The organism is Flexibacter flexilis DSM 6793, assembly GCF_900112255.1.
GTDB lineage: Bacteria > Bacteroidota > Bacteroidia > Cytophagales > Flexibacteraceae > Flexibacter > Flexibacter flexilis.
This window is the reverse complement of record NZ_FOLE01000003.1, coordinates 235274-247623: the sequence shown is the minus strand read 5'-3', so window position 1 is coordinate 247623 and position 12350 is coordinate 235274. Positions and strand designations below refer to the sequence as shown.

Annotated in this window: 9 protein-coding genes and 1 tRNA gene; 7 read left to right on the top strand and 3 right to left on the bottom strand. The window is 42.5% G+C overall.

What is annotated here, in order from left to right:
• The first annotated feature begins 118 nt into the window (after positions 1 to 118).
• The 3 genes from BM090_RS07410 (at position 119) to BM090_RS07400 (ending at position 2465) form a co-directional block, all read left to right on the top strand.
• Positions 119 to 200 (top strand) — tRNA-Leu (locus tag BM090_RS07410).
• A 78-nt stretch (positions 201 to 278) separates the two neighbouring features.
• On the top strand, positions 279 to 1610 hold the full coding sequence (gene tig, locus BM090_RS07405; protein WP_177199864.1) for a trigger factor: 1332 nt from the start codon (positions 279 to 281) through the stop codon (positions 1608 to 1610).
• A 183-nt stretch (positions 1611 to 1793) separates the two neighbouring features.
• Positions 1794 to 2465, top strand: a complete 672-nt coding sequence (locus tag BM090_RS07400; protein ID WP_091510104.1) for a ClpP family protease — start codon at positions 1794 to 1796, stop codon at positions 2463 to 2465.
• A gap of 220 nt (positions 2466 to 2685) precedes the next feature.
• On the opposite strand, the gene BM090_RS07395 is transcribed toward BM090_RS07400, so the two are convergent.
• Entirely contained in the window at positions 2686 to 6486 is a 3801-nt protein-coding gene (locus BM090_RS07395; RefSeq protein WP_091510101.1) for a M43 family zinc metalloprotease, read from the bottom strand.
• A 295-nt stretch (positions 6487 to 6781) separates the two neighbouring features.
• Between BM090_RS07395 and BM090_RS07390 the strand changes: the two genes are divergently transcribed.
• The 4 genes from BM090_RS07390 to BM090_RS07375 all read left to right on the top strand — a co-directional run bounded on the left by BM090_RS07390 (position 6782) and on the right by BM090_RS07375 (position 11140).
• Positions 6782 to 8029 carry a TlpA disulfide reductase family protein gene (locus BM090_RS07390; protein ID WP_091510098.1) on the top strand — a complete coding sequence of 416 codons (1248 nt, stop codon included), beginning with the start codon at positions 6782 to 6784 and terminating at the stop codon, positions 8027 to 8029.
• Between the two features lie 283 nt (positions 8030 to 8312).
• The gene (locus tag BM090_RS07385; RefSeq protein ID WP_091510094.1) at positions 8313 to 9059 is read left to right on the top strand and encodes an acyl-CoA desaturase; all 747 of its coding nucleotides are present in this window, start codon (positions 8313 to 8315) and stop codon (positions 9057 to 9059) included.
• Between the two features lie 112 nt (positions 9060 to 9171).
• On the top strand, positions 9172 to 9828 hold the full coding sequence (locus BM090_RS07380; protein WP_091510091.1) for an MCP four helix bundle domain-containing protein: 657 nt from the start codon (positions 9172 to 9174) through the stop codon (positions 9826 to 9828).
• Between the two features lie 25 nt (positions 9829 to 9853).
• Positions 9854 to 11140 carry a metal ABC transporter permease gene (locus BM090_RS07375; protein ID WP_091510087.1) on the top strand — a complete coding sequence of 429 codons (1287 nt, stop codon included), beginning with the start codon at positions 9854 to 9856 and terminating at the stop codon, positions 11138 to 11140.
• Position 11141: 1 nt separating this feature from the next.
• On the opposite strand, the gene BM090_RS07370 is transcribed toward BM090_RS07375, so the two are convergent.
• Together BM090_RS07370 and upp are read right to left on the bottom strand one after the other, a co-directional pair.
• Positions 11142 to 11600 carry an NADH-quinone oxidoreductase subunit J family protein gene (locus tag BM090_RS07370; protein ID WP_177199863.1) on the bottom strand — a complete coding sequence of 153 codons (459 nt, stop codon included), beginning with the start codon at positions 11598 to 11600 and terminating at the stop codon, positions 11142 to 11144.
• Between the two features lie 79 nt (positions 11601 to 11679).
• Complete coding sequence (upp, locus tag BM090_RS07365) at positions 11680 to 12321, bottom strand: uracil phosphoribosyltransferase (RefSeq protein ID WP_091510080.1); 642 nt, start codon at positions 12319 to 12321, stop codon at positions 11680 to 11682.
• Positions 12322 to 12350: the final 29 nt, after the last annotated feature.

Genomic DNA, 12350 nt, shown 5'->3' with positions numbered 1-12350 from the left:
CGTTTCTCGGAAAATAAAATTCATTTTTTTTGAGGGAAATGTTTGTAAGTTCGGGAAACGCTATTACCTTTGCACCCGCAAAACCCACCGAAAAAGGGCGAAAGCAAAAAGCAAATATGCGGATGTGGCGAAATTGGTAGACGCACTAGACTTAGGATCTAGCGCCGCGAGGCATGGAGGTTCGAGTCCATCCATCCGCACACAAGCTCCTAACCCTCAACTGAACAGGTTGGGGGTTTTTTTGTAAAAATATTTCATCACTTCAAACTTTTACAGCCTTGAATATTTCATTCAATAAGCAAGAAAATAATACGGCTTTACTTACTATCAGCCTACAAGAAGGTGATTACCAGCCGAAAGTTGAGAAAAAAGTAAAAGAACTTGCGAAAACTGCGCAAATAAAAGGTTTCCGTCCTGGCAAAGTGCCTGCCGCACACCTCAAACGCCTTTACGGAGCAAGCATCACTTCGGAAGTAATTGATGAAATCATCGGTGAAACGTTGGATTCTTACCTAAAAGAAAATAAAATCGAAACACTTGGCCAACCTTTGCTCAACAAAGATTCTAAGTTGTTCGACTACGGCAAAGACACAGAAGTTGAAGTTACTTTCGATTTGGGTCTTTCTCCAGAATTTGAATTGCCTGACTTCTCTACTTTCAGCATCAAACGCTATAGCGTAGAAGTAGCTGCTGACGAAGTAGAAAAAACAATCGAAGACCTAAGACAACGTTTGGCCAATACGCAAGCCGTGGAGGTTTCGGAAAAAGGTCACCAACTTTTCGGTCTTATCAAGAAAGAAGGCGCAGAAACTGAAAAAGAAACGCTTATCCCTACCAACCAAGTAGAAGAGGCCGCTTTGGAACTTTTCTTGGGCAAAAAAGCAGGCGATTTGATTACCTTCGATATTCGTGCGACTTTCAAACCTGAGCATATCCGCCACGTTGCGGCTCTTTCTAAAGAAGAAGCTGAAGCGGCAGAAGGTCAATATCGTTTCACCGTAACAGAAGTAAAGAGCGTTGAGCCTGCGGCTTTTGATGCTGACTTCTTCGGTAAAGTATTGGGCGATGCTTCTTTCGACAACGAAGAGGCTTTCCGCGCAGAGCTAAAAAGACGCATGGAAGCCAACTACACAAACGATTCGACAAGCAAATCTTACAACGAAGCAAAAGCCACTATCCTTGAAAGCCTTTCGGGTTTGGTGCTTCCAGAAGAGTTCTTGAAACGTTGGTTGTTGGTAGTAAATGCTAAAAACAAAGTAACGCCAGAACAAATCGACGCAGAATTCCCAATCTTCAAAAAAGACATCGTATGGGATTTGCTTCGCGCGAAAGTGGCTGTAGCTGACAAAATCCAGTTGGACGAAGCGAAAATCAAAGACTTTACAAGAATGATGATTAGCATGCAACTCGGCCAAATGGGCTTGCACAACGTAGGTGAAGAACAACTTAACAACTTCACAGAAAACTACTTGTCGGGCGAAAAAGGCGAAAACTACCGCAAAGCTGCTCAAGATACCTTCAATATGCTTTCTGACGAAGCGATTTTCGGTAAAGTAACATTTGTATCTGAAAGCATCAACGCTGACGAGTTCGCGAAAGTAGAAGCTTAATATTTTTCTGAAAATAATTTTGAAAAAGCCGTTATAGATTAACGGCTTTTTCTATTTTTACGGGTGAGAGTTATGCCACACGAAAAGGCGCGTGCGCCTGAAAAGGCCGATTATTGAACTTTTCGGAATCTTTTTTGGTATAATTAAGAGTATTTTGATTAACAAAAACCCAATCCACAGAAGATGTTAAACACAAATGAATTTAGAAAATTTGCCGTACAAGGTCGTGGCTTGAATGGCCTTACGGTAGATAGCTATGTGCATCAGGTAGAAAATATGACTCGTTCGGTAATCGAAGAACGCCCTACGCGTTTTGCAGAAATCGACGTTTTCTCGCGCCTGATTATGGACAGAGTAATCTTTATGGGAATGGGCGTAGATGATAACATTGCTAACATTCTCATCGCACAAATGCTTTTCTTGGAGTCGGTGGACGCCAAAAAAGACATTGTGATGTATATCAACAGCCCAGGCGGTTCGGTATATGCAGGTTTGGGCATTTATGACACGATGCAATATATCCGTCCAGACGTTTCGACGGTGTGTACGAGCCTTGCCGCCTCTATGGGCGCGGTATTGCTTTGTGGTGGTGCAAAAGGCAAACGTGCAGCATTGCCACACGCACGCGTAATGATTCACCAACCTTCGGGCGGTGCGCAAGGTCAGTCTTCGGACATCGAGATTACGGCCAAGCAAATCGTGTTGTTGCGCAAAGAATTGTACGACATCATTTCGCACCACAGCGGCCAGCCTTTCGACAAAGTAGAGAAAGACTCCGACCGCGACTATTGGATGAAAGCACCAGAAGCACGCGATTACGGCCTCATTGACGAGGTTTTGGTTCGCGAAAAATAATCGCTGCTGTTACATTGCGTAAAAAAAATCATGCGCCCTACTCACTTTTGTTTTAAGTGGGTGGGGCGTTTTTTTGTGAAGGGCAGTATTTAAACCAATATAATTTCTATAAACCTAGAAATACAACATTTTTGGGTCGAGTAATTTCACAAAAAGTAAAAAGAGGCTGCCCCGTAATGGAACAGCCTCTAGGCAATGAATGGCAAGATTTTAACTTACACTATTTAGCCGCTTTTACGATACGACGTGTAGTGATGAGGTTGCCTTCTTGGATTTTAACGAAATATGTTCCGTCTGGCAAATGTTGCAAATCAAGTGTTTGCTCAAATAATGCGTCAGACTTGCGAGCCGCTACGTTGGCAACTTCTTTGCCCAATATATCAAACACATTGATTTTGATGTCTGCGTTGCGGTCGTCTTCGATGTTGAGGTGGAACAAACCAGTGCTAGGGCTAGGGAACAAGCTCACCGCTTGATTCAAGATTTGTGAACCCACCCCTACCAAAGTATAGGCAAATAACGTAGAAGTAGCATAGCAAGGTTGTGCATTACCAATACGAACCGCATAATTGCCACTTACAGTTGGCTTATATTTGCGGCTTGTAGCACCAGTAATAGGTGTTGTATTTTTGTACCATTGGTAAGTAGCCGCTACGGTATCAGATATTAACGAGTCATTTACCAATGAAACAGTAGGCATATTAGGCGCAGGCTTAACCGTAACCGTTGTCGTTACCGTATTGCTCGCACAACCATTTTTGGTAGCCACCACCGTGTATGTACCAGAAGCTGCGACAGTAGCCGCCGTGATAGAAATAGTACGAGTTGCAGCGGTATAACCGTTCGGGCCAGTCCAAGCATAAGTAGCACCAGTTACGTTTGTAGCAGCTAGGCTAAGATTCAGACCAGCACAAATAGAGGCAGAACCAGTAACCGCAATAGTTGTAGGACCTGTTACTACCGAAGTAACCATAGCCGTAGCCACAGCACTAGTACAACCTCTTGCAATAGCATATACCGAGTAAGTACCAACCATGGCAGATGTAGGATTAGCAAGTACAGGATTTTGTACGTTTGAAGTAAAGTTATTAGGGCCAGTCCAGTAGTAAGCCGCATCTGCCACAGTACTAGCATGCAAACGGATTGTATCATTGCTACACAAAGTGGCAGCCGAAACAGTAGCCACAGGAGCAGCAGGTTTTGGATTTACATTTACAGTAATAACCGAAGGAACACTTGTACAGCCCGCAACTGTAGCCGTTACATAATATGTACCGCTATTGGCTGGTGTAGCTGCCAAAATAGATGGGTTACGCACCGTAGAAGTAAAACCGTTAGGGCCAGTCCATTTGTAAGTAGTACCCGCAAAATTTGGAACAGTCATGGTGATAGCCGAACCTTCACAAATATTGGTTGTAGTCGAAGTAATCGTCGGAGCAGTAGGACAAGTCGTTTGCGCAGCAATCGTGATACTATCCAAAAAGACTCTGTTACCATAGCCCGATTTGTTCATGATGGCAAACTGTACATTAGCTAAATTTTTGAAAGCCGCTAACGAAATACCTTCGCGTCTCCATTGCGTAGAGGAAGTTGGCGTGAATGCCGTTTTCACTAAGCCTGTAACGGTTGCCAATTCTGCACCACCTTTAGCCCAAATACGTTTGAAAGTATTACCGCAATCCGTAGAAGCTAACACGATAATCGTATCAGCCATAACAATAGGAGGCGTTTGGGTGCTATCTGTACCATAGAAACCATAAGCTACATCAAACGAAAGTTTTTGTGTAGTAGCAGTAAATTTCATTTTTGGAGAAAGCAATACGTCTGCTGTGCCATATACGCTTGCTGATGAATAGTTGTCCATCATGGCAGAGGTCGCACTTCCATTCGAGCCTGTGTTAACCAACACCCAAGTAGTATCAGAATTAGGATTGATTACAGACCAAGCCACCGAATCAGCATCTGTTGTCTCGAAAGTAGTGGTAAGTGGCAAAATTTGAGCCGTAGCATTGCCAATAAAAATAAAGTCAGATTTTACGGTTGTATCAGCACCAGCCGAGTTTGTCGCCACCAAAGATACATTATACGAACCTGGTGTGCTATAAGTTACAGTTGGGTTAGCAGCCGTAGAAGTAGCAGGCGTGCCACCTTCAAAAGTCCAAGCATAAGAAGTTGGTGTATTGGTTGATTGGTTCGTGAAAGTTACTGATGTACCAGCACAACCACCATCAACCGACGAAACAAAGTCAGCTACTGGAACAGCAGCTACTGGCGAGCCAGTCGTAATTTGAATATTATCCAAATACAAATAGTTACCATAACCAGACTTGTTTTGGAAAGCAATTACTACGTGATCTTTACCTGCTCCAAAAATTTGACTACCAACAGTGGCCAAATTCACGGTTTCGGTGCGCCATTGCGTGGCTGTTGGCGTAAATGCCGAGGTAGAATAAGCAGAGCCTGTCGTAGAAAGTGCACTACCGCCTTTTTTCCAGAAAGTTTGGAAGGTGTTACCGCAATCTACCGAGTAAGCCAAAAACAAAGAGTCTGTACTTGTAGCACTAAATGGACTATAAGCCACATCAAATTTTAGTACTGCACCCGTTACGGCTGTAAAGTTATGTTGCGGAGTCATCAAGAAATCCAAAGCACCTGCTGCATTCGTAGTAAAGTTATTCATTACCACAGCTCCTGTACCTATACCATTAGCACTTACGTTTGCTTTGTGCCAAGTACTATCACCGCCAGCGTTACGGATAGTCCAGCCAGTTGGCAGAAAACCAGCTTCAAAATCTTGTGCCAATGGCAACAAGTTTGGTGTAGCAGCACAAGTAATAGGCGCATTTCCTACTGTAGAGGTAAGCAATTCTGCGCGGCGTGGAGAATTAGCTATTACTGCCGCCATACGTCCTTTTTGGTCGTTGGTAAAAATGTTCATACACACATCATTGGTATAGTCCATGTAGTTCTCAAACATTTCGTCGGCCGTACCACAGCTATTCGATTTAGGGTGTGTAAAGCAACCATTGGGGTTATTTGTTGGCGAATAATTTGCCTCTGCATGCGTTGGAGTATCGTTACAGTAGTCAGTACCACAACTTGCATCGCCCCAAATATGGCGCAAACCTAACCAGTGGCCTAGTTCGTGTGTAAGCGTACGACCTCTGTTATATGGTGCTCCTTGTGAAAGCTGCGAAGTGGTTACTTTAGCAATTGAGCCAAAATATTGGTAACCAATAACCACACCATCAGTATTACTAGCACCACCATTGGTATTAAGGCCAGTCAGTGTGGAGTTGCTCGGGAACTGTGCGTAACCCAAAATACCTCCAGATAAATTAGCTGTCCACAAATTAGCATACTTAGTAGGATCCCAAGAAGTAGCAGGCTTAATTGTACTATTAAAGGTAGTCTGTGAATAACTAGATGCTGTTCCCGCATAACGATGAATACCTGGCTCAGCCAAAGGGTTGCCACTCAAATCCACTTGTGCAGGCACAAATTCAATTTCCATGTCAGCCCCAGCAGGGTGAGTGTTATAACCAGGAGTGTTGATTTTTTTTCTAAAATCATCGTTAAGTACCTCTATTTGAGAATTAACTTGGGCAGCAGAGATATTCGCACCTACGCCAATAGCTTCGCCGTTATGGATTACGTGTACAATTACAGGGATTTGGATAACTGCCGCAGGAGCATTCGGAGAGAGTACGCCTTGTGCTTGGCGAGCCGCACGCATAGAGGCTTGTTTTTCACTAATCCAGTTTTCAAATTCTGCATCAGATGGCATTAGTCCTTGTGCTTGTTGCTCTTGCAAAAGCTCCATAGTACCACAAGTACGGCGAACAGGAACAGCAAAGGCTGGTGTTATCATGTTAGTTGAAGTGCCATTCGTGGCAACTCCTTTTTGCAAAGAGCGAGAAGGTTTAGACCCTATGCCCTGAAATTGACGATGTGCTTGCCCGTGTGCAGTGAACAATGCACTCACTATCAAGGCCGTTGATAGTATGCTTTTTTTCATCATAATTTTGTAGGTTGGTAAAAATTTAATAATTAGATATAAATTTCAAAAGAAAAGGAATTGATACTTTTAGACAAAGAGTAGTGTTTGTATTATTTTATAATATAAAAATAGCCTAAAACACAAATATCCGAAATTTTATCGAACTTCGTAAATCCCTAAGAAAGCAAGGGCAATATCTTTTGTTAAAAAATGTTAAATTTACATAGGTTTGTGCTATAACAAAACATTCTTAGCCCAATAATACAATTTTTACTTACATATAATTTCACCAACTATACTTATTTTTATATTCATAATGAAAATCATACGTTTTTTTACATTCCATATTATTTTTTTATTTAGCTTTTATGCTAATGCGCAATCTGTTTTAAAAAATGGCATTTGGCGTGCCACTATTTTGGTTGATAAAGGCCAAAAAGAACTTCCCTTTTCATTAGAAGTATCCGAAAAAGAAAAAGGAAAACAAATAATGTATATACTGAACGGAACAGAGCGTTTATTATTACAAGATTTAAAACAAAAAAATGATTCTATTTTTGTAAAAATGCACATTTTTGATGGGGCTATTTTAGCTAAAATAGAAGGCAATAAAATGCACGGTGTTTATAGAAAATATGATGCCAAAGATCCGCAATATTCCTTGCCATTTCAGGCCGAAGCAGGCGTAAATTATCGCTTCAAGCCACTTACCAACAACAAGCCAACTGCCAATATTTCAGGGCGTTGGGCGGTTACTTTTCGCGGAGAAAATGCCGCCGACACCACACAAGCCGTCGGCATTTTCGAGCAAAAAGCCAAAGGCCACCTGACAGGAACATTCCTTACAACCACTGGCGACTATCGCTTTTTGGAAGGCTATGTAGAAAATAACACACTAAAAATGAGTGCTTTTGATGGTTCTCATGCGTTTTTATTTACGGCAGACATAGACGGCAACAAAATCACGAACGGGCATTTCTGGGCTGGCACTACTGGCCACGAAACTTGGACAGCAACCGCCAACCCAAACGCCGCTTTGCCTGATGCCGAATCGCTTACATTTTTGAAAAAAGGCTACGAACGTTTAGACTTTAGTTTTCCAAATTTAGAAGGCAAAAAAATAAGCCTAAGCGATAAGCAATTCAAAGATAAAGTCGTTATCGTCCAGATGCTTGGTAGTTGGTGTCCGAATTGTATGGACGAAACTGCTTTTTTAACTGATTGGTACGCCAAACAAGATGCGAATAAAGTGGCCATTATTGGGTTAGGATTTGAACGTAAAAAAGAATTTTCTTACGCCAAACAGCGTCTTGAAATTATGAAAAAACGCTTTAATATTCGTTATCCATTATTAGTAGCAGGCATTGCCAATAAAGATTCTGCGGCGGCTGTTTTACCTGCTTTACAGCAAGTTTTAGCGTTTCCAACTACGATTATTATCGACAAAAAAGGCAAAGTTAGATACATACACACAGGCTTTAGCGGGCAAGGAACTGGGCAAGAATATGAAAAATTCGTCGCTGATTTTCGCAAGAAAATCGCTGAACTTTCAAACGAAAAATAAAAAAACTTACACCTAAAAATATTATATTTCTTGTTTCTTTACATTTTCAACAAAGAAACATTTTTAAATAAAATTTAATATTAACATTAATTAGATTTTGCCAAAAGTAAAAAATTGTATTTTTTCTACAATATAGCTTTCGGCACTTTTTTTATAGCGGCGGGTTATTTTGGGAATACAGTAATAATATGTTAAATTGCTTTCGCAATCTTGCAGATGGTGTCGCCAGACGGCTCTGTCAACATCAAAAACATTATTTTCAACTATTATCCCGTTTACAAAAGTGCTAGCAATTATCATCTTTTTTGTAGCCCATTGGTATTTATCGTTGTTCTCGCAAACATTCTTTTTGCACCGATATGCCGCTCACAAAATGTTCATAATGAACAAGTTTTGGGAGAAATTCTTTTATGCTTTTACTTACGTTACGCAGGGTTCGTCTTATTTGAGTCCGCGTGCATACGCCATTTTGCACCGTATGCACCACGCTTACAGCGACACCGAAAAAGACCCACACACACCACACCACACCAAAAACGTTTTTACGATGATGTGGAAGACCAAAGATGTGTACAACTACCTGCTTAACAACCACACCGACGAAGAAAAACGCTTCGGTGGCAACATTCCTGTTTGGCATTTTATTGAGAAATTAGGCGATTCGTGGATTTCGCGCCTTGTGTGGGGAACTGCTTACGTGGTTTTCTACATTTATTTCGTGCCAACGGATATGTGGTATTTGTTCCTTTTGTTGCCTGTGCATTTCTTGATGGGACCCGTACACGGTGCTATCGTGAACTGGAGCGGCCACAAATACGGTTATCAAAATTTTGACAATCACGATAAATCCAAAAACTCACTTATCATGGACTTTTTGATGATGGGCGAATTGTTCCAAAACAATCACCACAAACTTCCGAACCGCGTAAACTTCGGAGTAAAGTGGTTTGAATTTGACCCAACTTATCCTGTGATTAAAATGCTTTCGTGGTTGCGCATTATTCGCTTTGCCAACGTAGCGGCTCAGTAATAGCTTTATAACAATGACATCAAAGCCGTCTTTATCTAACCCATAAGACGGCTTTTTTAGTTTTTTATTTACTCAATCATCTAACCTATTCTAATACAAACGATTATAAAATATGCAATTCCCCAGTAATTCGGCTGCACGAAGAATCCTTAACAGTTTTGGTATCATTTTTGGACTAATGCTCATCACGGGCGCGATGGGAAGTTTTGGGATTTATAAAACCAACGACTCATTTCGGGAAATGTACGAACGCCGCTTAGTACCCGCCATGGACATTTCGCACATTATCGAAAAACAATATCAAAACCGCTTTCACTTAGAAGAACACATTTCGGGGATTAGTATCGAAAATTATACCGAATTAGAAAACGATATTGCCCAAAACAATGCGCAAGTCGATTCTATGATTAATCATTATGCCGACGGCGGCAACGTGCTTGATGCCGTAGAAGCGCAAGAGCTCAAAAAGTACCGCAATGCCATTCGCAGTTATCGTTTATTAGAAAAAGAAATTTTACAACTTAGTCGCCAAAATCAAAAACAAATAGCCGCTGAGCTTTTCACCAAAAAGACTTATCCTGCTTTTCAGGCAGCCGTGCGCCCCATGGAACGCCTCGAAGACGACCAAGTATTATTAGGCAAACAACTTTATCAAAAAACAGAAACCTCCGTTAGTAACATCCGCACAGGCCTTTTTGTAGCCATTGCCGTTGGGTTGGTAGTCGGGATTGTGCTTGCTTTGGTAGTAAGTCGGGAGTATATTAGTTGATTTTTTGCAGCAAAAAAGATTGATTATGAGCACATTTTGGAATTTTATCACCTTCGCAGACCCCAACATCAAATATATTGTGCTGGGAACAGTACTACTTTCGGTAGGCTCGGCAGTAGTTGGCTGTTTTAGTTTTTTGCGAAAAAGGGCTTTGGTCGGCGATGCCGTGGCGCATTCTGTACTACCTGGTGTATGTTTGGCTTTCATGCTTTCGGGGACAAAAAATCCGCTTTGGTTGCTGCTCGGAGCTTTCGTAACAGGCTGGCTTTCATTACTTTCTATTGATTTTATTAGTAAAAATTCCAAACTCAAAGAAGATACTTCTATCGGCTTGGTGCTATCTGTTTTTTTCGGGATTGGCATTTTGCTGCTCACACACATACAACAATCGGGCGAGGCATCGCAATCGGGTTTGGATAAATTTTTATTTGGGAAAGCCGCTTCGCTGATTGGTAGTGACTTATGGTTATTCTTGGGCGTGGTCAGTGTGCTACTGCTCATTACGTTTCTTTTTTTCAAAGAATTTACGCTGCTGAGTTTCGACAAACAATATGCCGCCGCGTTGGGTTTGCCTGTTCGCGGTTTGGAACTGCTCCTTACAACGCTTACGGTTTTGGCCGTAGTCATTGGTATTCAGTCGGTTGGGGTGGTACTAATGGCCGCCATGCTCATTACGCCAGCGGCTGCGGCGCGTTACTGGACACACGACATTCGCAAAATGGTGGCATTGGCCGCTACTTTCGGAGCAATTTCGGGAATTACGGGAGCCTATATTTCGTATGCCGCACCAGCCATGCCCACAGGCCCTTGGATTGTGTTGGTGGTTTCGCTGTTGGCAGTGGTTTCATTTTCGTTTGCGCCGCGCAAAGGCATCGTGGGTAGTTTGTTACTCCAACGCAAAAACCGTTTGCAAATCATCGAAGAAAATATCCTGAAAGCCTTGTTCCATTTGGGCGAACAAGAAAATGACTTTTTCAAACATAGAAGTTTTGAGGAAATTATTATCAAACGCGACATAGAGCCAAGCCAATTGCGGACAGGCTTGCGCCGATTGCGCCAACACGGCTACGTGCTCAAAGAACATGGACTTTGGACGCTCACACCCGAAGGCCAGCAACGCGGCAAACGTGTAACAAAACTGCACAGACTTTGGGAAATGTATTTGACAACGCATCTTAACATTGCGCCCGACCACGTGCACGACGATGCCGAAACGATGGAGCACATCATTACGCCCGAAATAGAACGCGCCTTAGAAGAACAACTTCGCTTCCCGACTACCGACCCGCACGGCGAAAATATTCCGTATTAAATCAATCAAAATCAGCCGTTTGCGTAGCTTTTGATTTGTAAGTAGCCAAAGCCGCCGCGCCTACCAGTGCCACGAGCAACAGCACACCCGCCACTTCAAACGTAAGCAAATGTTCTGTAATCAGTCTTGTGCCTATTTCTTGTAGCGGCGCAGGTCGTGCGGTTTCTTTGTCTTGGATAAAATCGGCTTGCGCAATAATTTTTGTTAAGAAAAAGCCCACAGAACCCGCCAAAAACAAGCCCATTGCCCACTGATAAGAAGTTACAGTAGGCGGCTGCGAGGCTGCGCGAGGCGTGAGCATAATGCCGAGCACCAACAACACCAGCACCGCGCCAATGTAAATGAGTATTTGCGTTACAGCCAAAAATTCAGCATTGGCCAGCACATACAATGCCGCCACACTAAGCAACACCACCAAAAGCGAAAGTGCCGCATACATCAAATTGCGTGTAAAAAGCATGGTTATTGCTCCAATTACAGCCATTAACGCAAAAAATAGCCAAACGTAAATACCCATTTTCTCCAAAAAAAGTTAAAAACTAAAGTTTTGAACCGTAAGCCAAATCGCCAGCGTCGCCCAAACCTGGTACAATATAAAAATGGTCGTTGAGCGACTCATCTACCGCACCAATCCAAAGTTTTGCATTCGGAATATTGGCCAACAAATAGTCCACTCCTGCCCTGCTGCCAATGGCTGCGGCAATGTGTACGGCTTTCGGCGTGCCCGCGTTGAGCAATGATTTATACGAAAGTACCAAAGATTTGCCAGTGGCAAGCATTGGGTCAATAATTATCAATGTTTTTCCTTCTAACGATGGCGCAGCCAAATATTCCATGGCCACCTCAAAAGAATGGTCGTCTTTGTGTGCAGCACGATACGCGCCAATAAAGGCACTTTCTGCCCCATCAAAATAATTCAGAAAACCTTGATAAAGCGGCAAACCTGCACGCAAAACCGTTGCTAATACGGGTTTTTCGGGTTGTTGCACGGCAATCGGTGCAAGTGGCGTTTGGATGGTTTCTGCCGAAAAATCCAATGTTTTTGAAATTTCGTAGGCCAAAACCTCGCCGATACGCTCCATATTGCGGCGGAAACGCATAGAGTCTGTCTGAACAGTAACGTCGCGCAATTCCGTTACAAAACGCGAAGCAATCGAATTTGTTTCAGTAAGTATAAACATAACTTGGGGCAAAATAGGGCAAAAAAATT

Bases quoted from the DNA above. Each gene is read 5' to 3' on its own strand.
- BM090_RS07375 (WP_091510087.1), top strand. From the start codon at position 9,854: ATGAGCACATTTTGGAATTTTATCACCTTCGCAGACCCCAACATCAAA.
- BM090_RS07380 (WP_091510091.1), top strand. From the start codon at position 9,172: ATGCAATTCCCCAGTAATTCGGCTGCACGAAGAATCCTTAACAGTTTT.
- upp (WP_091510080.1), bottom strand. From the start codon at position 12,321: ATGTTTATACTTACTGAAACAAATTCGATTGCTTCGCGTTTTGTAACG.
- BM090_RS07395 (WP_091510101.1), bottom strand. From the start codon at position 6,486: ATGATGAAAAAAAGCATACTATCAACGGCCTTGATAGTGAGTGCATTG.
- BM090_RS07390 (WP_091510098.1), top strand. From the start codon at position 6,782: ATGAAAATCATACGTTTTTTTACATTCCATATTATTTTTTTATTTAGC.
- BM090_RS07370 (WP_177199863.1), bottom strand. From the start codon at position 11,600: ATGCTTTTTACACGCAATTTGATGTATGCGGCACTTTCGCTTTTGGTG.
- BM090_RS07400 (WP_091510104.1), top strand. From the start codon at position 1,794: ATGTTAAACACAAATGAATTTAGAAAATTTGCCGTACAAGGTCGTGGC.